22 protein-coding genes and 2 pseudogenes are annotated in these 24,836 nt (G+C 68.6%); 11 read left to right on the top strand and 13 right to left on the bottom strand.

From position 1 onward, the window contains the following. Positions 1-26: 26 nt before the first annotated feature. Positions 27-1,202, bottom strand: coding sequence for an aminotransferase class V-fold PLP-dependent enzyme (locus tag AC1DWT_RS25125; RefSeq protein WP_095861200.1), 1,176 nt, complete (start codon positions 1,200-1,202; stop codon positions 27-29). 145 nt (positions 1,203-1,347) lie between these two features. Between AC1DWT_RS25125 and egtA the strand changes: the two genes are divergently transcribed. The 5 genes from egtA (at position 1,348) to AC1DWT_RS25150 (ending at position 6,852) form a co-directional block, all read left to right on the top strand. Next, positions 1,348-2,562, top strand: a complete 1,215-nt coding sequence (egtA, locus tag AC1DWT_RS25130; RefSeq protein WP_072941040.1) for an ergothioneine biosynthesis glutamate--cysteine ligase EgtA — start codon at positions 1,348-1,350, stop codon at positions 2,560-2,562. Continuing rightward, the gene (egtB, locus tag AC1DWT_RS25135) at positions 2,562-3,866 is read left to right on the top strand and encodes an ergothioneine biosynthesis protein EgtB (protein ID WP_477922640.1); all 1,305 of its coding nucleotides are present in this window, start codon (positions 2,562-2,564) and stop codon (positions 3,864-3,866) included. The genes egtA and egtB overlap by 1 nt, the downstream gene beginning before the upstream one ends. Before the next feature lies 1 nt (position 3,867). After that, a complete protein-coding gene (gene egtC, locus AC1DWT_RS25140) occupies positions 3,868-4,614 on the top strand; it encodes an ergothioneine biosynthesis protein EgtC (RefSeq protein WP_477922641.1) in 747 nt (248 codons plus the stop codon). Continuing rightward, entirely contained in the window at positions 4,611-5,585 is a 975-nt protein-coding gene (gene egtD, locus AC1DWT_RS25145; protein ID WP_477922643.1) for an L-histidine N(alpha)-methyltransferase, read from the top strand. The genes egtC and egtD overlap by 4 nt, the downstream gene beginning before the upstream one ends. 73 nt (positions 5,586-5,658) lie before the next feature. After that, complete coding sequence (locus tag AC1DWT_RS25150) at positions 5,659-6,852, top strand: PQQ-dependent sugar dehydrogenase (protein ID WP_477922644.1); 1,194 nt, start codon at positions 5,659-5,661, stop codon at positions 6,850-6,852. 102 nt (positions 6,853-6,954) lie between these two features. Here AC1DWT_RS25150 and AC1DWT_RS25155 read toward each other — a convergent pair whose 3' ends face one another. Next, positions 6,955-8,355: a flavin monoamine oxidase family protein gene (locus AC1DWT_RS25155; protein WP_477922654.1), complete on the bottom strand. Its 1,401-nt coding sequence runs from the start codon at positions 8,353-8,355 to the stop codon at positions 6,955-6,957. Positions 8,356-8,484: 129 nt separating this feature from the next. Here AC1DWT_RS25155 and AC1DWT_RS25160 point away from each other — a divergent pair, with 129 nt between their 5' ends. The 5 genes and pseudogenes from AC1DWT_RS25160 to AC1DWT_RS25180 all read left to right on the top strand — a co-directional run bounded on the left by AC1DWT_RS25160 (position 8,485) and on the right by AC1DWT_RS25180 (position 11,327). Next, entirely contained in the window at positions 8,485-8,646 is a 162-nt protein-coding gene (locus tag AC1DWT_RS25160) for a hypothetical protein (RefSeq protein ID WP_174705484.1), read from the top strand. Continuing rightward, positions 8,646-10,127, top strand: a complete 1,482-nt coding sequence (locus AC1DWT_RS25165) for a cytosine permease (RefSeq protein ID WP_477922655.1) — start codon at positions 8,646-8,648, stop codon at positions 10,125-10,127. Before AC1DWT_RS25160 ends, AC1DWT_RS25165 begins: the two co-directional genes overlap by 1 nt. A gap of 178 nt (positions 10,128-10,305) precedes the next feature. Next, positions 10,306-10,407 (top strand): annotated as a pseudogene (locus AC1DWT_RS25170) (hypothetical protein); the annotation flags it as partial. Positions 10,408-10,903: 496 nt separating this feature from the next. After that, positions 10,904-11,059, top strand: a pseudogene (locus AC1DWT_RS25175) (NAD(P)-binding protein); the annotation flags it as partial. Between the two features lie 91 nt (positions 11,060-11,150). After that, the gene (locus AC1DWT_RS25180; protein WP_244163882.1) at positions 11,151-11,327 is read left to right on the top strand and encodes a hypothetical protein; all 177 of its coding nucleotides are present in this window, start codon (positions 11,151-11,153) and stop codon (positions 11,325-11,327) included. A 3-nt stretch (positions 11,328-11,330) separates the two neighbouring features. Here AC1DWT_RS25180 and AC1DWT_RS25185 read toward each other — a convergent pair whose 3' ends face one another. From AC1DWT_RS25185 to AC1DWT_RS25210, 6 genes are all read right to left on the bottom strand, one after another. Next, the gene (locus AC1DWT_RS25185) at positions 11,331-11,966 is read right to left on the bottom strand and encodes a TetR/AcrR family transcriptional regulator (RefSeq protein ID WP_072941028.1); all 636 of its coding nucleotides are present in this window, start codon (positions 11,964-11,966) and stop codon (positions 11,331-11,333) included. A gap of 77 nt (positions 11,967-12,043) precedes the next feature. After that, a complete protein-coding gene (locus AC1DWT_RS25190; RefSeq protein WP_477922645.1) occupies positions 12,044-13,645 on the bottom strand; it encodes a thiamine pyrophosphate-binding protein in 1,602 nt (533 codons plus the stop codon). A gap of 103 nt (positions 13,646-13,748) precedes the next feature. Further along, on the bottom strand, positions 13,749-14,909 hold the full coding sequence (locus tag AC1DWT_RS25195; protein ID WP_072941024.1) for an acyl-CoA dehydrogenase family protein: 1,161 nt from the start codon (positions 14,907-14,909) through the stop codon (positions 13,749-13,751). Positions 14,910-14,989: 80 nt separating this feature from the next. Beyond that, complete coding sequence (locus AC1DWT_RS25200; protein WP_477922646.1) at positions 14,990-16,423, bottom strand: aldehyde dehydrogenase family protein; 1,434 nt, start codon at positions 16,421-16,423, stop codon at positions 14,990-14,992. Further along, entirely contained in the window at positions 16,420-17,250 is an 831-nt protein-coding gene (locus AC1DWT_RS25205; RefSeq protein ID WP_072941021.1) for an SDR family oxidoreductase, read from the bottom strand. The genes AC1DWT_RS25200 and AC1DWT_RS25205 overlap by 4 nt, the downstream gene beginning before the upstream one ends. Positions 17,251-17,285: 35 nt before the next feature. Then, the gene (locus AC1DWT_RS25210; RefSeq protein WP_477922647.1) at positions 17,286-19,349 is read right to left on the bottom strand and encodes an acetate--CoA ligase family protein; all 2,064 of its coding nucleotides are present in this window, start codon (positions 19,347-19,349) and stop codon (positions 17,286-17,288) included. A 230-nt stretch (positions 19,350-19,579) separates the two neighbouring features. Between AC1DWT_RS25210 and AC1DWT_RS25215 the strand changes: the two genes are divergently transcribed. Further along, the gene (locus AC1DWT_RS25215) at positions 19,580-21,067 is read left to right on the top strand and encodes an APC family permease (protein ID WP_378683960.1); all 1,488 of its coding nucleotides are present in this window, start codon (positions 19,580-19,582) and stop codon (positions 21,065-21,067) included. 36 nt (positions 21,068-21,103) lie between these two features. Here AC1DWT_RS25215 and AC1DWT_RS25220 read toward each other — a convergent pair whose 3' ends face one another. The 5 genes from AC1DWT_RS25220 to AC1DWT_RS25240 form a co-directional block, all read right to left on the bottom strand. Beyond that, positions 21,104-21,697 carry a TetR/AcrR family transcriptional regulator gene (locus AC1DWT_RS25220; RefSeq protein WP_387486240.1) on the bottom strand — a complete coding sequence of 198 codons (594 nt, stop codon included), beginning with the start codon at positions 21,695-21,697 and terminating at the stop codon, positions 21,104-21,106. Next, positions 21,694-22,911, bottom strand: a complete 1,218-nt coding sequence (locus tag AC1DWT_RS25225; protein WP_095861187.1) for a cytochrome P450 — start codon at positions 22,909-22,911, stop codon at positions 21,694-21,696. The genes AC1DWT_RS25220 and AC1DWT_RS25225 overlap by 4 nt, the downstream gene beginning before the upstream one ends. A gap of 55 nt (positions 22,912-22,966) precedes the next feature. Further along, entirely contained in the window at positions 22,967-23,353 is a 387-nt protein-coding gene (locus AC1DWT_RS25230) for a hypothetical protein (RefSeq protein ID WP_072941013.1), read from the bottom strand. A 43-nt stretch (positions 23,354-23,396) separates the two neighbouring features. After that, positions 23,397-23,960, bottom strand: a complete 564-nt coding sequence (locus tag AC1DWT_RS25235) for a hypothetical protein (protein WP_072941010.1) — start codon at positions 23,958-23,960, stop codon at positions 23,397-23,399. 265 nt (positions 23,961-24,225) lie between these two features. After that, on the bottom strand, positions 24,226-24,836 hold a 611-nt coding region (locus tag AC1DWT_RS25240), incomplete at its 5' end, for a DUF2461 domain-containing protein (RefSeq protein ID WP_477922651.1).

Genomic DNA, 24,836 nt, shown 5'->3' on the forward strand with positions numbered 1-24,836 from the left:
GGCGTGGGCCCGGCCGCCCGACGGGGCTACTTCGCGAGGGTCCGGACCTCGGCGAGGAACCGGTCGAGATCGTCCGGGGAGCAGAAATAGTGCGGCGACGCCCGCACCACGGCGTCCAGCCCGCGGGCGCTCATGTCCAGCAGCGTCGACCCGCGCAGGCTGGCGGTGACGGTGACGTCGCGGGCGGCCAGCTGCTTCCGGACGTCGCCGGGGTCGAACCCGTCGACGGTGAACGAGACGATTCCACACCGGCGGGCGCCGAGGTCCCGCACGGTGACGCGGGGGATCGCCGCGAGCCCCGACCGGAGGTGCTCGGCCCCGGCCGCCACCGCCGCCTCCACCTCGTCCATCCCGAGGGTGAGGAGATAGTCGGCGGCCACCCCGAGTCCGAGGCGGGCGGCGACGTCGCACTCCCAGAACTCGAACCGGCTGGCATCGGTCGCGAGGCGGTACGCGTCCGCCGCGGTCCACTCCGCGCTGTGCAGGTCGAGCGCGGCCGGTTCGAGCGTCGCGGCCAGCTCCGGCCGCACGTAAAGGAAGCCGGTGCCCCGCGGCGCGCGCAGCCACTTGCGTCCCGTGGCGGAGAGGGCGTCGACGCCCAGTTCGCTCACGTCGAGGGCGATCTGGCCGACGGACTGGCACGCGTCGAGTAGTACCAGCGCGCCGTGCGAATGTGCCAGCTCCGTCACCTCGCGGACGGGGTTGACCAGGCCGCCGTTGGTGGGCACGTGCACGAGGGACACGAGACGGACCCGGTCGTCGAGGAGCGTCTCCAGGGCGGCGACGTCGATCTGGCCTGCGGGGTCGCTGGGGATCACGTCGACCGTCGCGCCGACGGACCGGGCCCGCTGCAGAACGGCGATGGCGTTGCTGGCGTACTCGACCTCCGAGATCAGCACGCGGTCACCGGCCCGGAGCGGGACGGCATGGAAAAAATCGTTCCAGGCGGTGGTGGCACTGTCCACCAGGGCGATGCTGTCGGCGCTCGCCCCGATCAGCCGGCCGAGGGACGACTTCACGGCCGCGAGATCGTCGGCCCGTTCGGCGGCCGCGACGTAGCCGCCCACGTCGGCCTCCCGGCGCAGGTGCGCGAACACGGCGTCCAGGACCGGCGTCGGCGGAAGGGAGGAGCCGGCGCTGTCCAGGAACACCTTGTCGAGGCAGCCCGGGGTGTCCCGTCGCGCCTGCTCGAGGTCGAGCATGTCCGATACCTCCCTTTTCGCAGTGAATGCACTCGAACGTACATGTGCAGGTTCTCGAGAAGTATGCCGTTGGGGCGTGCATCGGCGGCCGAGGCGCTCTAATGTCGATAACGACGTTCAGGCGGCGCCCGAAGGGGAGGGTCGAATGGCTACAGCAGTTCAGTCCGTCGAGGCAACGTGTTTCACGTCGCGGCCGGCGGCGGAGGCGTACCTCGGTGGTGTGTGTTTCAAACTGGGGCCACCGCAGCTGATCGGCGCGGAATTGGAGTGGCTGACCGCGCAACTGCCGGAATACGTGCGCCCCGACCTCGCCGCTCTCGCCGAAGCTCTCGGGCCGCACACCCCCAGAACCATCGATCCCTCTTCTCCTGCTCAGCCCCTTCCCGGTGGCAGCGCCGTCACGGTCGAACCCGGCGGACAGATCGAACTGTCCAGCGCCCCCTATTACTCCGCACGCGAATTGTGCGACTATCTCGCCGCCGATCAGGCGGTTCTCGCGGACCTGCTGTCGACCCGATCGATCCTCATGTCGTCCGAGGCCGCGGACACCCGCCGGCCCGCGCAACGTCTCCTCCAATCGCCGCGGTACTGCGCCATGGAATCCCGCTTCACCGGCATCGGGCCCTTCGGGAAGCTGATGATGTGCAACACCGCCGCAACGCAGATCAGCGTGGACGCCGGGGCCGATCCGGTTGCGGTGGAGAGGCGGTGGCACCTGCTCCATGCCATCGGGCCCGCATTGATCGCGGCCTTCGCGTGTTCGCCGCGGCTCTACGGGGTACCCGACGGGCAGTGGGCGTCGCAGCGAATGCGTACGTGGCTCGAACTCGATTCGCCGCGCACCATCGGAACCCCGCACATCGCGGACTATGCGGGGTGGGTGCTGGACGTGCCGTTGCTGTGCATCCGCAACGACGGAACGGACTGGACGGCGCCCGACGGTGCAACTTTCGCGGACTGGGTCGAGGGCGCGTTGGACGACGTGATCGGACGTCCGACGCCCGCCGACCTCGATTATCACCTCACCACCCTGTTTCCGCCCGTTCGTGCGGCCGGTCATCTCGAAGTGCGCTATCTCGATGCGCAACCGGGCGACCAGTGGCGGGTTCCCATTGCGGCGATCGACGCGCTGCTGTCGGGTCCGGGTGCCATGGCCGAGGCGCTCGACGCGGCGCTGCCCACCGCCGAACGCTGGCGGGACGCGGCCGAGTTCGGCCTGGCCGACCTCGAACTGCGCGCTGCGGCAACAGCTCTGCTGTCGCTTGCGGCGGCGTACTCGCCCGACCCCGAATTCGTCAGACTGCTCGATGCCGCCGCCGAACGATGTTGCCGGGGCCAGGCCCCGAGCGAGGAACGCTGATGGGTACCCGCGAGAAGATCGAGACGGTGTTGACACGGGCGCGGGAGCGCACCGCCGGGTTGACGGACTGTGTCGACGGGGAGGACCTCGTCGCACAGCATTCCCCGTTGATGAGCCCGCTCGTGTGGGATCTCGCGCACATCGGCAATCAGGAAGAATTGTGGCTCGTGCGGGACGTCGGCGGCCGTGAACCCGTCCGCCGCGACATCGACGAGTTGTACGACGCATTCAAACATTCGAGGAACTCCCGGCCCTCCCTGCCGCTGCTGAGCCCGGACGCGGCCAGGGATTACATACGCACCGTTCGAGACAAGGTGTGGGACGTCCTCGACCGAAGCACGTTCCGGGGCCGGCCGCTCGAGGAGAACGGATTCGCGTTCGGCATGATCGCGCAGCACGAACAGCAGCACGCGGAAACGATGCTCGCCACCCACCAACTGCGTTCCGGTGCAGCGGTGTTGACCGCGGAGAGCGCGCCGCGTGTCGGTGGGGCGATCGCCGAGGACGAAGTGGTCGTTCCCTCCGGCGAATTCACGATGGGAACGTCGGACGATCCGTGGGCGCTCGACAACGAGAGGACCGCGCACCGCGTAGACGTTCCGGCGTTCGTGATCGACGCCGTCCCTGTCACCAACGCCCGCTACCTCGAGTTCGTCGACGACGGTGGGTACGCGCGGCCCGAGTTGTGGAGCGAGCGGGGATGGGCGCATCGCCTCGACGCCGGGCTGGAAGCACCCCAGTTCTGGGAGAACGACGGCTGCGGAACGTGGTGGCGCCGCAGGTTCGGGGTCACCGAGCCGATTCATCCCCAGGAACCGGTGGTGCACGTCTGCTTCTTCGAGGCCGAGGCGTTCGCACGCTGGGACGGCAAGAGGCTGCCGACGGAAGCCGAATGGGAGAAGGCGGCGCGGTGGGACCCGTTCACCGGCCGGTCGCGCCGATTCCCCTGGGGTGACGCCGAACCCGACTCCTCGCTCGCCAACCTCGGACAGCGCCACCTCGGACCCGCGGTGGTCGGGGCATACCCGTCGGGGGCGTCCCCGCTCGGCGTACATCAGCTGATCGGCGACGTGTGGGAGTGGACGTCGTCGTCCTTCGAGCCCTATCCCGGGTTTGCGGCGTTCCCGTACCGCGAGTACTCGGAGGTGTTCTTCGGCGGCGACTACCGCGTGCTGCGCGGCGGTTCGTTCGGCACCGATCCGGTGGCGTGCCGCGGGACGTTCCGCAACTGGGACCACCCGATCCGCAGGCAGATCTTCTCCGGATTCCGCTGTGCCCGAGACCTTCCGGGAGACGACTACTGAGATGTGCCGACACCTGGGCTATCTGGGACCGGAACTATCAGTGGCCGACCTCGTCAGCCGCGGCGAGAACTCGTTGGTGCATCAGTCCTACGCGCCACGCGACATGAGGGGCGGCGGAACCATCAACGCCGACGGGTTCGGCGTCGGGTGGTGGGGTGCGGACGGCTTCTCCCGCTACCGCAGTGCCGCGCCGCTGTGGTCGGATCCGGTCGTGCGAGAGACGTTGCCGAACATCCGCTCCCGCGCCGTGGTGGCCGCCGCCCGGTCGGCGACGGTCGGGATGCCCGTGCAGCACACGGCCTGCGCACCGTTCTCCGACGACACCTGGGCGTTCAGCCACAACGGTGTGGTGCGTGGGTGGCCCGAGTCGCTCGCCGGGCTCGCCGCGGAACTCCCCGCGAGCGATCTGCTGCAACTCGAGGCGCCGACCGATTCGGCCGCGTTGTGGCTGCTGCTGCGCCGGGCGCTCGGCGAGCAGGACCCCGAGAAGGCGATGAGTTCGCTCGTCCAGTCCGTCGTCGCCGCCGCGCCGAACTCCCGACTGAATCTGCTGCTGGGCAACGGCACGGAACTGTGGGCCACCACCTGGCATCATTCGCTGTCGGTGCTCGTCGACGACGAACGGGCCATCGTGATGTCCGAACCCTACGACGACAACCCCGCATGGCAATCGATTCCGGACCGTCACTTCGTCAGTGCACGTCCCGGACACCTGATCGTCACCCCGCTCGAGATGGGAGCACGATGACCACCACACCGACCCTCGAGGTGTATCTGCAGCCCGAGCAGCTCAGGGCCGCTCTGCGTAAGGACGCCACCGTGGGGCTCACGTCGAACCCGAAGTGGCTGCCTCCCAAATACTTCTACGACGCGCGCGGAAGCGAGCTGTTCGAGCAGATTACCGCGTTGCCCGAATATTTCCCTACGCGGACGGAACGGGAACTGCTGAGGCGATATTCGGGGGAGATCGCCGAGGTCGCGGCGCCGGAGATCCTCGTGGAACTCGGATCAGGGTCCTCGGAGAAGACGCGGCTCCTGCTCGGCGCCGGTACCCGGCGCGGAAGCCTCCATACGTACGTACCGCAGGACGTGTCGGTGTCCGCGCTCGAGGGTGCGGCGGAGCAGATCGGCGTGGAGTTCCCGAATCTGACCGTGCGCGGCGTCGTCAGCGATTTCACCGAGTCGCTGCACCACCTTCCCCGTGGTGGCCGCCGCACGATCGCGTTCCTCGGGGGCACCCTCGGAAACATGGTGCCCGCCGAGCGGGCGGAGTTCCTTTCCGGGATCGCCGACGTCCTGGAACCGGGGGAGCACCTCCTCCTCGGTGTCGGACTGGTGATCGATCCCGCCGTCCTCGTTCCCGCTTACGATGACGCGGCCGGAGTGACGGCGCAGTTCAACCGCAACGTGCTGCAGGTACTCAACTCGCAGCTCGACGCGGATTTCCCGGTGGACGAGTTCCGGCACGTCGCGCTGTGGGACGCCGGCAACGAGTGGATCGAGATGCGGCTCGAGGCCGAGCGGGCGATGTCGATTCGTATCGCCGAGCTGGATCTTGACGTCGAGTTCGCCGCGGGGGAGCAGCTGCGGACGGAGATCTCCGCCAAGTTCACTCTCGACGGCGTCCGACGGGAGTTGGCGGAGGCGGGATTCGGCGTCGACCGCACCTGGACCGACCCGGACGAGCGCTTCGCGCTGGTGTGCGCCGCGCGGAGGTGACCGGCAAGATCAACTGGGGGCGTCGGCGCGCTTATAGTTGCCGCGTAGCGCGTCAACGACCCGAGGAGACCTTGTGCGTCAACCGAAGCTCGCTGCCCTTGCTCTCGCCACCACGGCCGTGATCGGCCTTCCCGCCGCGCAGGCATCCGCTCAGCCGCTGCCCATTCCGTTCGACACGGGAAGTCTCGGCTCGGGCAGCGACGGCCCGGGAGTACCGACGGAAGACACACTTCCCGCCCTGACGGTCACACCCGTCCTCGACGGACTCGACCATCCGTGGGACGCCGTGCAGGCCCCGGACGGCGCGGTGCTCACGGGGCAGCGGTCGGGCGGGTTCTTCGTCCGGCGGGCGGACGGCAGCAGCGGACCGGTCACCGCCGATCTCGCCGACCTCTACGCGCAGTCCGAGACCGGGCTGATGGGTATCGCACTCGCGAGCAACTTCGCACAAACGCGCACTCTGTACACGTGCCAGGGATTCCAGGGCGGCGGCGTCACCGACATCCGGATCCAGTCGTGGACCGTCGATGCCGGCTGGACGGCGCTGACCCGCGGTGCCGCGATCCTTACCGGAATCCCCGTCGACCAGGGACGTCACGGCGGTTGCCGGATCCTGACGGCCGCCGACGGCACCCTGTTCGTCGGCACCGGTGACACGGCGCAGCCGACCGTGTCGCAGGATCCGAACTCGCTGGGCGGCAAGACCCTCCACATCAACGCCGACGGCACCCCCGCAGCCGGAAATCCGGACCCGGCTAGCCCCGTCTACACCCTGGGCCACCGGAACGCGCAGGGGCTCGCGCAGCAGCCCGGAACGGGCCGCGTCTACGCCGTGGATCAGGGGAYGAGCCGGGACGACGAGGTGAACTTCCTGGTCGCGGGCGGCAACTACGGGTACAAGCCGGACCGGATTCCCGGCATCTACGACGAGTCCGTGCCGATGACGGACCCGGTGCGGGTGCCCGGAGCCGTTGCCGCGGCGTGGAGTTCGGGCAGCAGCACCCTGGCGACCGGAAGCGCCGCGTTCGTGACCGGTCCCGGATGGGGACCGTGGGACGGCGCCCTCGTCATGGGCGGACTCAAGACGCAGCAACTGATCTTCCTGCGCCTGGCCGCGGACGGGCAGACGGTGACGGCTCAGACGTTCGGCCTGCAGAATCAGTACGGCCGCCTCCGGTCCGTTACCCCGACCGCCGACGGCTCGTTGCTCGTCACCACGGACAACGGTTCCACCGACCAGGTGCTGCGAGTCACCCCACAAGGCTGACCCCCACGTGAGTGGAGTGGTGTGCCGCCGCACGCTTTGCCGCTCACCTGCTCGGACGAACGGGACGCTCGTTGAGTCAGATCGAACGAGCGTCCCGTTCGTTCAGCGGGACAGTTGCTTCCGGATCTCCTCGGCCGCACGCGCCCCGGAGGAGATCGCGCCGTCGATGTAGCCGTTCCAGATGCTCGCGGTCTCGGAGCCCGCCCAGTGGATGCGGTCGGTGGGAGCACGCCAGCCGCCCCGTCCGTGGGCGAACCACGTTCCGGGGGTGGGGCTCGCCGCGTATCCACCTCGCGCCCACACGTCTTGCGGCCAGATCTTCTCCGTGTAGTCGATCGGCGACGCGGCGCGGTCGCCGAAGAGTTCGACGAGAGTGGCGATGATMGCTGCCCGGCGGTCGTCGTCGGAGAGCGCCGACCAGGACCGCTGGCGGTCGCCGTAGACGAAGCACACGAGCACACCGTGTCCGGCATCCTCGGGGGAGTTGTCGAACACGACTCCGACGGCGCGATTGCCGTAGATGGTCGCCTGGCCGGACAGTCCGTCGGCGCGCCAGAACGGGGTGTCGAAGACGGCGTGCACCTTCGCCACGTCGCCCATCGGGCTGCGATCGACCCAGCGGGTGCGCGGGACCGGCAGCGGGGGAGTGAACGTGACGCGCTGGGTGGCCGAGGGCGGCAGTGCCATGACGACGCTGTCCGCGAGAATCGTTCCCCGAGTCGTCTCGATCCGAACGCCGTCGGTGGTGTGCTCGACTTGGCGCACAGCCGTATTCACGTGAAGCCGGTCGCCGAGATGATTTGCGACGGCCAGCGCCGTCGACTGTGCTCCGTCCCGGAATCGGCGCTCCTGCGCGCACCCTTCGGTTTCCATCAGTTGGTCGAATCCGCCGGCCGATGCGACGTAGAACATCAGATGGAACACCGACAGATCGCGCGGCTCGATCGACCACACACCCTCGACGGCGAGCGCGAGTCGCCGACGGGCGTCCTCGTTCGCGACGGTCCGCTCGAAGTAGGAGTGGACCGTTTCGCTGTCCCACCTCTCGATGCCCGGAGTGGCCGTGGGGTCGTCGAGGTCGACGGTCCTCGCGAGTTCGTCGATGCGATCGGCGGCAGCCAGGTAGTCGGCCATTCCGGGACCGCTGTCGGGACCGGCGCCGGTGTACCGCCGCTGCACACCGTCGGGCCACAGTTCGATGTGTTCGCCCATGTTGTACGTCGGGAAGGTCGGGCAGTCGAAGCGTTCGGCGAGGGCGAGCAGATGCTTTTGCGTGGGGCCGACCCATTGCCCGCCGTGGTCGACGACGACACCGTCCTTCCTCCGTTCGGAGCACACCCTTCCGCCGACTCGATCGGATCCCTCGAGAATCAGGGTGTCGATGCCGTCGTCGTGCAGCGAGAGTGCGGCGGACAGGCCTGCGTACCCCGCGCCGACCACGACGGTCCGAACGCGGGCCGGTAGGGCAGTCGGGTGATCCTTCGTGTTCGTCATGACCAGCATCCTGTTCTTGATTGGCTCGCCAGTCAATACTCAATCCTGGTTTCCTGCGCAAGAATTCGAGGGTTGACACGATGTGACCCGTGCCACAGACTATTGATAACTGGCCCGCCAATCAGAAATGGGGATCGCGTGGACGACGCATTCGAACAGGAACTCGAGAGGCGACTGCTCCTCCTGGAATCCCCCGACGGAGGCGGGATGATCCTGCCCGACCTTCCGTGGCGGGACGTCGTGGCGGCGATCGTCGGGATCGTCGCCACGATCACCGTCATGCTGTGGTGGGGGTACTGATGCTGGACGGGCAGCGGGAGGACCGCACCACGACAGTGGGCAGTGCAGGCGCCAGCGGCACGGACGCCACGCTGAACGAACTGCCGTTGGTGCCGTCGGAGCGGATCTGGGGCTTCTGGGACTACTCGGCGGTCAACATCGGCTTGGCCGTGGCCACCTGGGCGTTTCTGCAGGGCGCGGCCGTCGCGTACTACGTCGGCGCAGTACAGGCGATCGCGAGCATCGTCATCGGCTACGCGATCAGCGTCTTCCTCGTCTCACTCGCGCCGTGCCTGCCGTCGGCGAAATACGGCATCGAGCAGTTCGTCGGGCTGAGAAGCGTGTTCGGCAGCAACGGCGCCCGAATCGTGATGGTCGTGATGTCCACGCTCTTCGCGGCGGCGTGGTCTGCAGTTCTGGCCATCATGTTCGGGCACGGCCTGGTGAACGTCATCGACAACGTCTTCGGGATCGAGATCTCCCAGACGGGTGCGGCCGTGAGCCTGCTGGCACTGGTCGCGGTGGCCCTGTCCTGGCTCGTTCTTGCCCGGGGACCGGTCTCGGTGGAGTCCGTGTGCCGGGTGATCGCACCCGTGCTGGTCCTCATCATCGTCGGGATCCTCGTCATGGTGTTCACCAAGCGATCCTGGTCCGAACTGGCCAGTCTGCCCCCGCTCGATCCGGAGAGTGATCCGCACACCAGTTTCATGGTCGCGATCGAGCTGAACATCGCCGGCGGGTTCGCGTGGTGGCCGAACGTCGGGAACCTCGCGCGGCTCACCCGTGGTCCGCGTGCGGCGTTCTGGCCGAACTGGCTCGGACTCTTCGCCGCGTCGGTGGCCGCGGCCGTCGTCGGTGTCTTCGCGGCGCTGGCGCTGAATCTCGAGGATCCCACGGAGTGGATGATCCCGCTCGCGGGAGTCGTGCTGGGCGTTCTGGCCCTGATCGTCATCGGTTTCGCCAACGTCACGGCCATTCTCTCCCAGGGGTACGCCTCGATGGTGGCGCTCAAAGGCGGTGGCGGGAAGCTGCTCCGCGGCACGCCCTGGCCGGTGCTGGTGGCCTTCATCCTCGGACCCGCGGCGATCCTCGTCTTCTTCCCCTCGGCCGTCTACGACAACTACGGTCGATTCCTGTCCTGGGGAGCGATCCTCGTGGCACCGCTGTGCGCCGTGCAGATCGTCGACTTCTTCCTGCTGCGCAGAGGTGTCCTACGGATCCGCGACCTGTACCTGCCCAGTGCGCGCTCCTGCTACGGGTACTGGGGCGGTGTCAACGCCTTCGCGTTCGCGTCCGTGGCTGCCGGTGCGGCGACGTACGCTCTGCTGCTCAATCCGGTCACCTACATTCCGTCCTCGATCTTTCCGTACACCACCGCCTCGATTCCGGCGTTCCTCGTCGCCGGCACGCTCCATGCCGTGTTGACCAAGACGTTCGTGCAGCCGCTCGGACTCGGCGGCTACGACCCCCTACCGCGGGTCGCCGCCGGCGTCGAAAGGTGAAAGATATGACGTCACAGCTCTTTCCCCACCTGTTCTCCCCGCTTCGCATCGGGAACGTGACGCTCGCGAATCGCATCGTGCCCTCCGGGCACGACACCGTTCTCGTGCAGCAGGGGAAGGTGGCCAACGACGACTGCATCCCGGCCGAGAGCGATGACGACCGGCAAAATAGCGCCGGTTGTCAAGGGGTACGGCGACTCTGCCCGGAGACTGCAGCGCCGGACTCGACGGCGTCCAGATCGTCGCGAGTCACGGCTATCTACCGGCGCAGTTCCTCAATCCCCGCACCAACCTCCGCATGGACGAGTACGGCGGGTCGGCGGAGAATCGCAGGCGGCGCGTCGCTGGACGCGAATGGTCTGCTCGACTACGTCAGTGTGCGCGGGAGTTCGAGTCTGTCGGGTGCGGCACACATCGCCGCCCCGATGACCGAATCCGCCGCCTACACCGCACCGATGGCCGCGGCCGTCAAATCCGTGGTCCGAGTTCCGGTGATCGTGGCGGGCCGGATCAATCAGCCGCACGAGTGAGACGCCGTGATCGCGCGGGGGCAGGCCGACGCGTGCGCGATGACCCGCGCCCTCATCTGCGACCCGACGATGCCGGCGAAAGCCGAACGCAGCGATGTCGATTCGATTTGCGCGTGCATCGGCTGCAACCAGGCGTGCATGGGGCACTTCCAGCGAGGGTCCGCGATCTCGTGCATCCAGCATCCGGAGACCGGCCGCGAACTGCGCTTCGGGGCTCTGCAGATCACGCGCAGGTCGAAGAACGTCATGGTGATCGGCGGCGGACCGGGCGGGCTGAAAGCGGCCGCGGTCGCCGCGGAACGTGGACACCGGGTGACCCCGTACGAGGCGGCGTCCCGGGTGGGAGGCCAGGTGTTGCTGCTCGAACGGCTACCGGGCAGGAGCGAGTTCGGTGGCGCCGTCACCAACCTGGAGGGGGAGGCGCGCCGGGCGGGTGTGCGGTTCGTGACCGGGACGACGGTCGACCCCGGACTGGTCCGGTCGGAGCAAGCTGGTGCTTGTCGAGGGTGTCAGCGCAGTCGTTCTCGCGCACGGACATGCGTCGGTCGCCGACCTGCTGGAGGTCGACGGGTTCCCGCGGGAGCGGATCCATGCCGTCGGCGACTGCCTCTCGCCGCGCACCGTGGAAGAGGCTGTGCTGGAGGGGCTCACCGTCGCATCGGCGCTCTGACGGTCACTTCGCGGTGCGTTTGCCGGCGGTCGACGCGACCCGGTGCTTGTCGACGGTGATGGCGTCGATGAAGTCGTCGCACACGGCCCGCATCCGCGTCGGGGTCATCAGGGTGGAACCGGTGAGCACCTGGATCGCGAGGCCGTCGAGGAGACCGAGGAGCATGTCGGTGGCGGCTCCGGGATCCTTCACCCGCAGAGCGCCCTGTTCGACGCCGGCCTCGACGGTCTCCCGGACCACCCCGCGCCACTCCCCGTACACGGTGTCGTTGAGTTCCTGGAGTTCGACGTTGCCGAGTGCGGACGCCCACAGTTCCACCCACACCCGCCAGGCCGTGATCGTCTCCGGCCCGGCGGGAAGGTACGACTCCACGAGCCGGTGGAGCCGCACGAGCGGAACGTCGCTCTTCTCCATGATCCATCGCCGACGTTCCAGCGAGTGCTCGAAGTTGAACTGGAACGCCGCATGCAGCAGCGCATCCTTGGAATCGAAGTAGTAGTGGATGGTCCCGTTGCTCACCCCGGCCCGTGACGCGACGTCGGCGATCCGGACGGCGCGGAAGCCGAGTTCGGCGATGGCTTCACACGTCGCTTGAAGGATCTGTTCTCGACGTTCCGCTTCAACGCTCGGGCGTGGCATCGCGCTCTCAACTCCTAGGATGTGACGTCTCGTCTACAGAGACCGTAGTCGAGAGTTCGGCCGAACCAGCGTAGCCGTCACACCTGCTGCGTCGCCCTGCTGTTCTCGCGGATGTGCAGGAGAGTCGGACGATCCGCGTCGAACGCCGCCGTGATCGCGTCCGTCAGCGCCGCGGGAGACTCGACGGCTCGTCCGTGACATCCCATCGCCCGCGCCACGGCGGGGAAATCGATGCCGCCGAGCGCGACCGAGTGGACGGTGTCGCCGCGGTCTGCCATCTCGTTGCGGATCTCCCCGTAGCCGCCGTTGTCGACGACCACGATGGGCAGCGGCAATCGGAGCTGCGCCGCCGTCGCGAGTTCGGGAAGCGTGAACATCACCCCGCCGTCACCGAGGATCGCCAGGACCCGTGCGTCCGGGTCGGCGACGGACGCGCCGATCGCCGCRGGCAGACCGTATCCCAGCGTTCCCTGTCCCGTCGGGTACAGGAATCCGCCGGGACGGTGCACGGTGAGGTTCGACAGCGCACCGTAGTAGCAGGCCATCGTGCTGTCCCCGGCGATCACCGTGGAGTCGTCGACGACCGGTGCGATGGCGGCCATCATCTCCAGCCACGGGGCCCCCTCGGCGGCGGCGTCGGCCCGCAACCCGCGTCGGAGCGACGCGGCCCGCTCGTGGGCGCCGGAATCCTCGCGCATCTTCGTGACGTCGAGCAGTTGCGACACCGTCGTCCCGGCATCGCCCAGCAGGCGGACGGCGGGATCGGCGTTCGTGGTCATCGACGTCGGATCGACGTCGATGCGAATCAGCTTGTGGTCCAGCTCGACCGGGCCGTACCAGAAGTCGGAGGGAGCGAATTCCGTGCCGATCGCGAGAACGCAGTCGGCGGCCTCGAGCACGGCGCGGACCGACGGATGGTGAACGCCGGCTCCCACCGACAGTGGGTGGTCCTCGTCGAGGACTCCCTTCCCGTTGGTCGTCGTGAGCACGGGGGCGGACAGACGTTCGGCGAGGGCGCGGACCTGCGGGGCCGCCGACCGGGCCCCGCCGCCCACGACCAGCACAGGAGACTGTGCGGCGGCGAGGCGCTGCGCCGCGTCGGTCACCGCGTGCACGGGAGCGGCGAGTGGAGCGGACTCGACCGGGGCCACGATCCGGACGTCGGCTTCCGCGTCGAGGATGTCGACGGGGATCTCGATGTGCACCGGCCGCGGTCTACCGGAGCTCATGGCGGCGAACGCGTAGGCGATCGCCCGGGGGATCTCGTCGACGCTGGTGACCCGGTGGCTGTAGGACACGATCGCCTCGAGCGCCGCGTGCTGATTCTTCACCTCGTGGAGGTAGCCGTTTCCCCTCCCCGGGTGGGTCAGCGGCAGGGCCGGTGAGATGAAGAGAACCGGGACCGAATCCGACCACGCCTGCGCCGCTGCGGCAGCGGCATTGAGGATGGCGGGACCGGTGGTGGTCAGGCAGACGCCGGGTTTGCCCGTGACGCGCGCATATCCGTCGGCGGCGTAACCGGCCCCCTGCTCGTGCCGCGTCAGGACGGAGCGGATCGGCGAGTCGGCCAAGGCGGCGTAGATGGCGAGGTTGTGGGTGCCCGGAATGCCGAAGACCGTGTCGACTCCGTGTGCGGCGAGGGCCGCGACGAGTGCCTGGCCGCCGTTCTGGCTTGTCATCGATGCCCTCCCATGGGCTGTGCAGTGTTCGTGTGCGGATGGTGCGCGGGTGCCCGGACGGGCGCGCGGCGACGGTGTGTCCGCCGCCGCGCACCCATGTCGTTCAGTCCAGGTTCCGGGAAATGACGAGCTTCATGATGTCGGACGTGCCTTCCTCGATCTCCTCCAGTTTGACGTCGCGCATCCACTGCTCGACGGGGTACTCGCGGGAGTACCCCCAGCCGCCGAGCGTCTGCACCGCGGCATGCGTGACGAACATGGCGGTCTCGGATGCCGTCAGCTTCGCCATGGCGGCGATGCCCCGGGCGTTGCCGCCGCTGTCGATGATGCGGGCGGCGTGATGGACCAGCAGCCGGGCGGATTCGATCCGCGTCGCCATGTCTGCCAGCCGGAAGGCGACCGCCTGATGTTCGATGATCGGCACCCCGAACTGCTTCCGTGTCTTGGCGTAGTCGAGGGCGTATTCGTAGGCGGCGCGGGCGGCGCCGACGGCGGCCGCCCCGAGCACGACCCGTGAGATGTCGAATGTGCCCATCAGTCCGTAGAAGCCCTGTCCTTCCGCGCCGAGACGATTCTCCTCGGGGACGAACACGTTGTCGAAGAAGATCTCCCGGCACACGATGGCGCGCTGCCCCATCTTCTTCATCGGCTCACCGAACGTCATTCCCTCGGCGCCCTTCTCGATCAGGAACGCGGAGACGCCACCGGACCGCTGGGTGCGGTCGGTCTTCGCGAACACGACGTAGAACTGGGCGGCGCCGGCGTTGGAGATCCACGCCTTCTGCCCGCCCAGCCGGTAGCCGCCGTCGACGCGCTCGGCCGTGGTGACGATCGACGCCGCATCCGAGCCGGACCCAGGTTCGGTGGTGGCCAGCGAGGTCATCGGGGCGTTTGGTCCGGTGAGGGGGCCGAGCCACTGCTTCTTCTGTTCCTCCGTGCCGAGGACCATGATCGGATCGGAGAAGAAGCCGTTGGAGCACACGAGGTTTCCGATTCCGGGGTCACCCCAGCACAGTTCCTCCTGCACGAGGCACTGGGTGAAGACGTCGCCCATGCCGCCTCCGCCGAACTCCTCGGGGATCATGAAGTCGGTGATGCCCACCGCGGCGGCCTTGGCGAAGATGTCGACGGGTGTCACGACATCCGCCTCGTCGACCTCCCGGCCGCGGGGCCGGATCTCCTTCTGCGCGAAGTCGCGGCACAGCTCGATGATCTGCTTCTGCTCGTCGGTCAGGGGCCAGGCGGGGATGTTCGTGGTGGTCATATCGTGGTTCCTTCGCTTCGAATGCGGTTGAGTCGGTGCGGGGCTGTGGGTATGGGGTTGTGGGGATGTAGGTGCGACGGTCAGCGCTGCACCGCCGTCAGTTCGGTGAACTCCTCGACGCCGAACCGGCCGAGCTCGCGGCCCAGGCCGGAGGACTTCCAGCCCCCGAACGGGGCCTCGGGGTTGAACGGGGCGCCGTTGATGTCGACCTGACCGGTGTCCATCCGGGCCGCGACGCCCAGTGCCCGTTCCGGGTCGGCAGACCACACGGCGCCGCCGAGCCCGTAGTCGCTGTCGTTGGCGAGCCGGATCGCGTCGTCGTCGCCGTCGTGGGGCAGGACGACCAGCACCGGTCCGAAGATTTCGTCGCGCACGATCGGGTCGTGCGGCCCGACGTCGGCGAGCACCGTCGGTCGCAGGTAGTGGCCCGTCTCGAGGCCGGCGGGCATGCCGGAACCTCCCGCTGCAAGGCGGGCCCCGCCGGCCACGGCCGCGTCGACCGCCTCTGCGATCGATCGTCGCTGGGCAGCCGAGATCACCGGGCCGAGTTGCGTCGCGCGGTCCCTGGGGTCACCCACCCGCAACGTGCCGGCGTGGCCGGCGGCGAGTTCGACCGCATCCTCGTACCGTGTGCGCGGCACGAGCAGGCGAGTCCACGCGCTGCACGTCTGACCCGAGTTGAGCATGGCGGCGTCGACGGTCGCGGTGACCGCTGCCGGCAGCGGGGCATCGCCGAGCACCACGGACGCCGACTTGCCGCCGAGCTCGAGGCACGCGCGTGTCAGGGATTCGGCGGCGGCGTGTGCGACGCCTCTGCCGACTGCGGTGGAGCCGGTGAAGGACACCACGTCGACCCCGGGATGGGCGGTCAGCGCGGCGCCCACCGTTCGACCGCTGCCCGGAACCAGGTTCAGTACTCCTGCCGGAAGGCCGGCATCGATCGCGGCGTCGGCGAACAGGTAGGTGGACAGCGGGGTGAGCTCGGCCGGCTTCACGACGGTGGTGCATCCCGCCGCGAGAGCCGCTCCCACCTTGGCCGCGAGCTGGTAGAACGGGTAATTCCACGGCGTGATGCAGGCGACGACACCCGCGGGGCGGCGCAGCAGCAGCGTCCGGCCCAGCCGCTCCCGGAAGGGAAGGTCCCTGGCGAGCCGCGCATACGAGGCGAGGATCTCGATACCGAGGTCGATGTGCGCTTCCTCCGCCACGGTAACGGGGGCACCCACTTCGGCGACGGTGGTGTCGACGAGGAGCTGCCTCCGCGCGCGCAGCTGGGTGCACAACGCGTCGAGGATCTCGGCGCGATCCTCGGGAGAACTTGTACCCCAAGCTGTTCCGGCGGAGCGTGCCGCCGCGACGGCCGCGTCGACGTGGGCGATGCCGGCCGACGCGGACCGGCCGATCACCGATTCGGTGGCCGGGTCGTGCACCTCCGTGCAGTCGGTGACGGGAATCCAGTCCCCGCCGACGAGGATCGAGTCGCGGTCCCAGGTGGTGTGAATCGTGGTGGTCATCGGGCCGCCGCTCGCGAATCCGTGTACACGGACTTGCCGAGCCACTGGCCGCCGTCGGTGACGAGGACCTCTCCGGTGACGTAGCCGGAGCGGTCGCTGAGCAGGAAGGCCGCGGACTCGGCGACCTCCTCCGGCGTGGTGAAGCGGGCAGCGGGGACGCTCGACAGCACTCGGGCGCGGTCCTGCTCGGTGGGCCACAGGGCCGCGCCGGCTCCCTCGGTCTCGGTGGGTCCCGGTGCGATGCAGTTGATCCGGACGCCGCGGCCGCCCCATTCCACGGCCAGGGTGCGCGTCATGGCGACGACACCCGCCTTGGCCGCCGCACTGTGGACGGTGCCGGGATGACCGTGCCAGGCGTAGCTGGCGATGGTGTTGAGGATGGTGCCGCGGCCGGTCGCCAGCATGTGGCGGCCTGCCGCGCGGGTGCAGTAGAACGTGCCGTTCAGGACGATGTCCACCACGGCCTTCCACCCGCCCGGCGTGAGGTCCTCGCTGGGTGCCACGAAATTGCCTGCGGCGTTGTTGACGAGGGCGTCGAGTCGGCCGTAGCGGTCGACCACCCCGTCGATTGCCGCGTCCACGGCGTCGGAATCCCGCACGTCGCACACCACGGCCTCGGCTTTCCCGCCGACCCGCTCGGCCGCCCGGACGGTGTCCTCGAGCGCGTTCTGCCTGCGGCCGAAGACGACGACGGTGCCGCCCGCGGCTGCCCACCGCATCGCGACAGCGCGTCCGATACCGGAGCCGCCACCCGTGACGACGGCGACACGGCCGCGGAATTCGTCGGCGGTGTTCGGGACGAGGCTGGGGGAGTGGGTTTCGGTCATCGCATGGTTCTCCTGTGCTGTCTCGGGATATGGACTCACGGGGCGGGGGTCGGTTCGGCGGCCACGACGAGCGCGTCGACGGTGAGTGCTCCGTCCGGCGCGACGCGGACCGGATTCAACTCGATCTCGGCGATGTCGGGCCGTTCCGCGATCAACCGGGAGACCCGCGTGATCACGTCGACCAGACCGTCGACGCACACCGCGGGGCGTCCGCGCCACCCGCGCAGAAGCGGCATGCAGCGGAGGCGTTCGAGCATCGCGAGAGCGTCGTCGGGTCCGACGGGGGCCGATTCGAGTCCGATGTCCTGGAGTACTTCGGTTTCGGTGCCGCCGGCGCCCACCACGATCACCGGACCGAGGTCGGGATCGCGGCGTGCGCCGACCAGGATTTCCACGGTGCCCGCCCGGGTGTCCTGCTCCTCGAGCACGTAGTCGCCGTCGCCGAGCCGGGAATGCATGTCCTGGAAGGTGCGCGCCAGTTGTTCGGGGCCGTCGATGCCGACCACGACGCCGCCCGCCTCGCTCTTGTGCTCGAGCCAGCTCGCCTTGAGGACGAACGGGGCACGCAGCCGGCCGGCCACGTCGACCGCCTCCTCATGGGTCCGCACGACTGCGCCGTCGGGGAAGGCGACGCCGAGGTCGGTGAGAAGTTCCCGCGCGGCCCAGTATCCCGCCCGGAGTCCGTCCTTCGGAACAGGCTCGGAGAGAGGGGGATTCGATTGCTTCTGCGGTCGAAGGCGGCCCAGCCCGGACAGGGCGCGGATCGCGGAATCGATCGTGTCGAACACGGGGACGCCGTGCCGCCACAACGCCTGTGCGGTGCTCGATTCCGGAGCCATGGTGTGGACGACGACGGGTTTGCCCGTCTCTACGGACGCCCGGCCGATCCGTTCGGCCACGGCCGCTTCGCGTTCGGCGAGAGTGGGCGCGTCCCGCGCGTAGCAGCCGAAATACCCCGTGAGCACCACGGCGTCCGACTCGTCGGCACGCAGAACGTGCTCGACGACGCTCGCGTAACTTCCCAGATCCTGCTCACCCGCCCCGGCGAGGTCGACCGGATTGCTGCTGGCCGCACCGGGAGGCAGTTGCAGCGCAATGGATTCGGCGAGCGCCGGCGAGAAGTCGGGGACCGTCAGTGCGCTCGCGCTCGTCACGTCCGCGGCGATCGCGCACTGCCCGCCGCTGTCTCCGACGATGGCGACGCGGTTGCCGACGGGAACGGTGGTGGAGAGGAATGCGCGGGCCACGGTGATCAACTCGTCGGGGGTGCTCACGCGGAGCACGCCTGCCGCGCGGCAGGCCGCGTCGACGACATCCACGGCAGAGGTGAGTGAGCCTGTGTGGGAGCGTGCCAGGCGCGTGCTCGCGGCACTGGCGCCAACGGTCAGCAACAGGGTCGGTCGTCCGGTGTCCCGCAGGGCACGCAACGTCCGGAACAGGGATTCACCGTCGCTGAAACTTTCGAGGTACAGAGCGATCACGCGCGTCGGGTCGTGGTTGCCGAGATCGGCGAGCAGTTCCGCTGCGGTGACGTCGGACTGGTTGCCGATGGACACGAACCGGGAGACGCCCACGCCGTGCCGGGCGCCGAGCGTCGCGAGTTCGGAGCCGAGTTGCCCGCTCTGCGAGATGATGGCGAGCGGCCCGGGTGTGAACCGCCCCCACGCCAGCGAGAGGTCGGTGGCGCTGTCGTAGATGCCGAGGCTGTTGGTGCCGACGAGTCGCGCTCCGGCACTGCGGATCCGGGCCGCGAGCTCGGCTTCGCCGGGCACGCCCGCGGTGACGCCGAGGAATCCGCGGACGCCGAGTGCGAGGGCCTCGTCCACCACGTCCGAGACGAACGGCGCCGGCACACAGAGAGCCACGAGGTCGGGGACCTCGGGGAGGGCCGACAGGTTCGGGTGGCACGGGTGTTCGAGGAGGGTGTCGGTTCTCCTGTTGACCAGATGGACCCGGCGGCGGTGCTCGCCGATCAGGGCGCCGCTCGCCAGCCAGTAACCCCACTTCGCGGGATCGGCGGAGGCGCCGACGACGGCTACCGAGGCAGGGTCGGAGAAGGCGCTCAGTTGTGTGACGGACTCGGCCACCACAGTGGTCATAGGGGATTCTCCTCGATCTCGCGTTGCTGTCGATCGGAAAATAGATAACTGGCTCATCAGTCAATTTAGATTGTGGCGGCACTCACAGGGGCTGTCAACCCGCCTTCCGGACGTCGCTCGGGGCGCGATGCGCTCTTGACATCGGGTGTGATCGCCCTCACGATGATTCATAACTGGCCCACCAGCCAACTATTCGACACTCTCTGTCCTGTCATCCGCGAGGAGCATTCATGAAGACTGTGCACGATGGATCGACCACGGAGGACACGATGACGTCCTCGGCGGAAACCAACGCCGAGGCCGGTCAACTGCCGCGCGGAATCCTCCCGACGTGGGCGGTGTTCGGCGTCTCGCTCGGCATTCTGGCGCCCGCGTCGACGCTGGCCCTCGCAATCGGTGTCGTCGTCACCATCGCCGGCAACCTCAGCTGGATCACGTGGGCCGTGACCTCGGTACTGGTCCTCGGATTCGCCGGGGGCATCGGCTGGCTGGCCAAACGCTTCACCACCACCGGAGGGACGTACGGACTCGCGGCTCGCGCGGCAGGCAAACCGGCCGGATTCTTCGTCATGGTCACCCACCTCGCGTCGTCACTCGTCGCGGGACCCGCGTGCGTGATCGGCTCGGCGATCTACCTCGACGCGTTCCTTCAGAAGGTGGGTCTGCCTGCGAGCACGTGGACGCTCGGCATCTGCGCCGGGGCCGTCGCGGTCGCGGTGACCGCCCTGAACCTTCGTGAGGTGAAACTGTCCGCGAAGCTGCTGCTGGTCATCGAATTCTTCACGGTGGCAGTGATCGTCGTGCTCCTGGTCGTGGTCCTCGCGAATTCGGACACCGGACCGATCGACAGCCGGCAGTTCGACTTCCACGGCTTCAGTGCCACAGCGATCCTCGCGACCGCAGGCTTCTCCGTGTTCTCCCTCGCCGGATTCGACCACGCCGCTACGCTGGGCCGCGAGGCGCGTCATCCCAAGCGGGCCATCAGCTTCGCCGTCGTCGGCTCGGTCCTGGCCTGCGGGGTGCTCTACATCGTCGCGACCTACATCATCGTGCTCGGCTTCCGCGGGTTGCCGATCGAGAACATGAACGCACCCCTCGACACCCTGGCGGAGCACAACGGCGTCGGGTGGCTCGGCTATCTGATCGACATCGGTGTCGCCGTCAGCTTCTTCGGATCCACACTCGGGGTCATGGCAGGTACCAGCCGGACCGTGTACACCCTGGCCCGCGACGGTCTGCTGCCCGCCCGCCTCGGCAAGGTCAGTGCCGGCCACGGAACTCCCGTCGGCGCGGTGACGACCCTCGGCGTCATCTACCTCGTGGCCGGGCTCCTCGGCGTGCTGGTGACGACGGCGGAGACGTCGTACGGTCTGCTCGGGACGTACGCCGGCTACATGCTGATCGCCGCATACGGACTCACCGCGCTGGCAGCCGGCTACTGCGCAGTGCGGTCGCGGTCGCTGCGCCTGGGCATCGGACTCGCGACCGTGCTCGCCGCGATCGGGTCCGTGCTCGTGTACTGGTACAGCTTCAACCCGTTCCCGTCCGGAGCGCGAGGCGTGGTCGCGTGGATCTTCTTCGCGACCGTGCTCGGCTACCTCGCCCTGTACTGCTACCTGCGGCTCCGCAAGCCGCGGGTCCTCGCGCGGATCGGTGAATCCGACCGGAAGACGACCCTCGAGGTCGATGCCGACGAGCAGGCGGGCGTGGTGCGCTGACCGTCGTTCTGCCGGACGAACGGGACGCTCGTTGCGTCAGATCGAACGAGCGTCCCGTTCGTCGGCATCGTGTGCGACCAATGCAGGTGCGACGAACTGTTCGAGCATGGTGCGTTCGTCGGAGTCGTCGATGCCCGGGACGGTGAGCAGCGAGACGATGATGCGGACGAGCCACCGAGCCTTCCTGGACGTCTCCTCTCCGGAGAATCCCGCCTGCCCCAGGAACGCGGTGCCCAGCGACTCGATGACATCCGACGAGTGCGCGATCTGCGCGGCCAGGCCCGAGTCGCCGAGCTGAAACCACGCGGCCAGAGTGGGGTCGGCGCGCACCAGCCGGATCGCGGCCAGCATCGCCTCCACGATCGCGTCCTTCGGGTCGGCGGTTCCGGACACCTCCTCCGCGACCAGTGCGCCGATGCGCCGGGCCTCGCGGTGGACGAACGCCAGCTGCAATGCCTGTCTGCTGTCGAAGTAGCGGTACAGCGTGGCGCGGGAACATCCGGCCGCCCGGGCGACGTCGGCCATACCGACAGCGGTGATGCCGTTGTCGACGTACAGCTGGGCGGCGACGTCGAGGATTCGCTCGGCGGCGAGGCGGGGTCGTTCGTCGCGCATCCAGTCGGCGTTCATTCGCGCACCCGGAACGGGATGCTCGTCGGGCGGCGCACGTAGTTGCCCTCGGCGTAGACGACGGCGTCGACGTCGACCGTGAAGTCGGGGCAGCGGGCCAGCAGTTCTTCCAGCGCTACCCGGGCCTGCATCCGGGCCGCGGCCGCACCCAGGCAGTGGTGGGCGCCGTGACTGAACGTGAGGATCTGCGTCGGTCTGCGGCGCACGTCCAGCTCCTCCGAATCCGGTCCGAACCGGCGCGGGTCGCGGTTCGCGGAGCCGTACAGCAGGAACACCTTCCGGCCCTCGGGGATGGTGGTGCCCTCGATTTCGACGTCGCGGGTCACCGTGCGGGCGAGGCCCTGGACGGGGGCGGTGAGCCGCAGCAATTCCTCGACGGCGTCGCCGAGTAGCTCCGGGTGGTCGATCAGATCGCGGCGCTGATCCCGGTGTTCGGTGAGCAACTGGACCGCGCCGCCGAGCATTCCGGTGGTCGTGTCGTTGCCGCCGGTGACCATCGTGAACGCGAAACCGAGGATGGAGAGCAGTCCGGTGAGATCGCCGTCGGCTCCCATCCCGCCCGCGACGAGGTGCGAGACGGTGTCGTCTCCGGGGTCGGTGCGCCGCCGCTCGATCAGTCCGCCGAAGTAGCCCATCAGATCGGTGACCGCACCCGTCGCCTGCAGCGTGTCGCCCTGCGCGTTGGCCGCGACGATGGCGTCGGTCCAGCCGTCGAATTGCGCTCGGTCCTCCTCGGGGACGCCGAGGTAGTGGGCGACGACCATGCTCGGCAGCGGCTTGAACAGCTCCTTCACGACGTCGCCCTCGCCGGCCTCCCGCAGTCGTTCGAGGCGCTCCACCACGAACGCCCGGACCGCCGGTTCGACGGCGGTGACCTGGCGCGGGGTGAATCCCTTCGACACGAGGCGGCGGAACGCGGTGTGGTCGGGTGGGTCGAGCATCACCAGCGGCGGATTGTCCTGCAGGCCGATCTTCTCCAGCTCGCCGTACGTCGTGGTGAGGCCGGCGGCGGACGAGAACGTCTCGGCGTCCCGGGCCGCCGCGTAGACGTCGGCGTGCCGGGACAACACCCAGTAGTCGTTCCCGGGTGCGTCCTCGGGGACGACGCGATGGACGGGGTCGTGGTCGCGCAGGGCGGCGTACATCTGCCACGGGGCGCGCCACGTGGGTCCGGACCTCGGCACGAACGAGACGCTCGACACATGTGCGGTCATGTATCGATAGTGAGACACATCGCCAGAAGTGTCAATGGTGCTAGGGGCCGGGCGCCTAGCCGAACAGGGCGAACGCCACCACGGCGAGGATCATCACGAGTACCGGGGTGAGAATCAGCAGCAGTCCGAGCAAACCGGGATTCTTCACCGGCCGGTGGTCGATGGCGCCCTTGCTGAAACTGCTGAACGGCGACGCGTAATACACCGGGGGCGCCGGGTGGTACCGGTTGTCGACGGTGATCTGCGCCTTGCCCTGCTCCCAGATCCACGGGACCGCGATCTCGATGTGGTGCACACCGGGAGGCGCCGGAATGACGTTGTGACCCCACCGAAGCGGCACGGGAAAGCCGTTGATCCGGGCATTGGGCGTCACCAGCATCGGGCCCATCGGCGGTTTCTTCGCGTCGATGACCAGCGCGGTGGGAGGGGAGACGGGCTGCACGAAGGGCGACGGTATCACCCTGCGGCGGCCCGGAGGATGTGGCCTACTGGCCGGCCGCGATCCGGGCCTTCTCCAGTGCCGCGAGGGTGCGGAGCACAGTGGCGCGCTGCTTCTCGAGGTCGCTGATCCGGGCGCGTGCGGCGAGGCCGGCGGGCTCACCGATCAGGTTCATCTGAGCATCGATGGCCGAGAGCTGATCGAGCAGGCCGGTAACGCGCGATTCGAGCGCGGCGACGTCGACGGCGTCGGTGCGCACCGGTGCCACCGGCGGCGTGGCCGACGTGCGGGACGCGCTCGGGCGAGACGACGCAGTGGCCGATGACGTTCCGGAATGGGCGGTGCTGCGCGGCTCCGACACCACGCTGGCAGCCCGGGGACGGAGCGCCTTGCGCACTGCGGCCGGGTCCGGGAGTTCCGAGAGCTTCGTCTCGTTGAGGTCGCGGCGCGCGTCGCGGGCGTTGACCCGGTGCTCGCGCTCCTCGTCGTCGTCGGACTGCAACGTGCCGCCGAGTGGACGCAGTCCGTACATGCCGAGGAAGCGGCGGGCTTCGTCGATGACCGTTTCCTTCTCGCGGCAAGTGCCACACCGAGGTTCGTTACGGAACATCTCGACTGCGTTGTCGTCTCCGCACCATACGCACGCCCCCGGCGACCAACGCCGGACGTTTCGAATTGCAGCGATATCGATAGGGCCGGAGAGAGTCTGCGCGTCGATCACGACGAGCCACAGTAGGGGAATTCGCGCGTGCGGGTCACATCGCCGTAAGTGCGACCTGCGGTTCTGCGGCCAAGCGTGACGAAGATCATGTCGAGGCCCCGGAAAGTGCCGAGGAAACGCTGTGTGCCACACATGTTTTCCCGACCGGTAAGTTTCATTCTCCGGCGCCGATCACGGTGGTCAGCCAGTCGACGAGCGGGCGCATCGAACGCCAGGCAGTGCGGACTTCGTCAGCGGCGCGGGGAGTTTCGATCCAGTCGGGGGAGAGGTAGCTCCGGCTGGCGGTGAGCGATTTGTGCCGCATCAGGTCGAGGCGCGGGTGGTCCTCGGCGACACCGCGGGGGCGCGTCTTCAGCGTGTCGCCGCCGATCTCGAAGCCGGACGACCGGACCTTCTTCACGAGCCGGACGAGTTCGCGACCCTTGCGGTCGTCGTCGACGGCGTCACGGAAGCGGCCGACCTGCAGCGGGGTATGCGAGTAGAAGCCGCCCGCGACGAACAGTCCGGCCGCGTCGATCTGCACGTAGTAGCCCACGCCTGGGCGGGTCTCGACGAATCCGCCCTGATGGGTCTTGTAGGGCGTCTTGTCCTTCGAGAACCGGACGTCGCGGTAGGGGCGAAACACCTTGCCCGCGCCGAACTCCGATTCGAGTTCCGCGAGCAGGGCGGTCATGGGTGCGCGCACCGAGTCGTCGTAGACGGATTTGTGCGCGGTCCAGAAACTCTTGCTGTTGTCTGCCTCGAGGTCCTCGTAGAAGTCGAGAG

The organism is Rhodococcus sp. P4_B6 (genome assembly GCF_056402215.1).

What these genes read in the sequence shown, in the direction of transcription:
- AC1DWT_RS25185 (WP_072941028.1), bottom strand. Translation starts at nt 11,966, where the DNA reads ATGCCACGCCCGAGCGTTGAAGCGGAACGTCGAGAACAGATCCTTCAA.
- AC1DWT_RS25235 (WP_072941010.1), bottom strand. Translation starts at nt 23,960, where the DNA reads ATGTTCCGTAACGAACCTCGGTGTGGCACTTGCCGCGAGAAGGAAACG.
- egtC (WP_477922641.1), top strand. Translation starts at nt 3,868, where the DNA reads ATGTGCCGACACCTGGGCTATCTGGGACCGGAACTATCAGTGGCCGAC.
- AC1DWT_RS25225 (WP_095861187.1), bottom strand. Translation starts at nt 22,911, where the DNA reads ATGACCGCACATGTGTCGAGCGTCTCGTTCGTGCCGAGGTCCGGACCC.
- AC1DWT_RS25210 (WP_477922647.1), bottom strand. Translation starts at nt 19,349, where the DNA reads ATGACCACTGTGGTGGCCGAGTCCGTCACACAACTGAGCGCCTTCTCC.
- AC1DWT_RS25215 (WP_378683960.1), top strand. Translation starts at nt 19,580, where the DNA reads ATGAAGACTGTGCACGATGGATCGACCACGGAGGACACGATGACGTCC.
- AC1DWT_RS25195 (WP_072941024.1), bottom strand. Translation starts at nt 14,909, where the DNA reads ATGACCACCACGAACATCCCCGCCTGGCCCCTGACCGACGAGCAGAAG.
- AC1DWT_RS25165 (WP_477922655.1), top strand. Translation starts at nt 8,646, where the DNA reads ATGCTGGACGGGCAGCGGGAGGACCGCACCACGACAGTGGGCAGTGCA.
- egtB (WP_477922640.1), top strand. Translation starts at nt 2,562, where the DNA reads ATGGGTACCCGCGAGAAGATCGAGACGGTGTTGACACGGGCGCGGGAG.
- AC1DWT_RS25205 (WP_072941021.1), bottom strand. Translation starts at nt 17,250, where the DNA reads ATGACCGAAACCCACTCCCCCAGCCTCGTCCCGAACACCGCCGACGAA.
- AC1DWT_RS25220 (WP_387486240.1), bottom strand. Translation starts at nt 21,697, where the DNA reads ATGAACGCCGACTGGATGCGCGACGAACGACCCCGCCTCGCCGCCGAG.
- egtD (WP_477922643.1), top strand. Translation starts at nt 4,611, where the DNA reads ATGACCACCACACCGACCCTCGAGGTGTATCTGCAGCCCGAGCAGCTC.
- AC1DWT_RS25125 (WP_095861200.1), bottom strand. Translation starts at nt 1,202, where the DNA reads ATGCTCGACCTCGAGCAGGCGCGACGGGACACCCCGGGCTGCCTCGAC.
- AC1DWT_RS25200 (WP_477922646.1), bottom strand. Translation starts at nt 16,423, where the DNA reads ATGACCACCACGATTCACACCACCTGGGACCGCGACTCGATCCTCGTC.
- egtA (WP_072941040.1), top strand. Translation starts at nt 1,348, where the DNA reads ATGGCTACAGCAGTTCAGTCCGTCGAGGCAACGTGTTTCACGTCGCGG.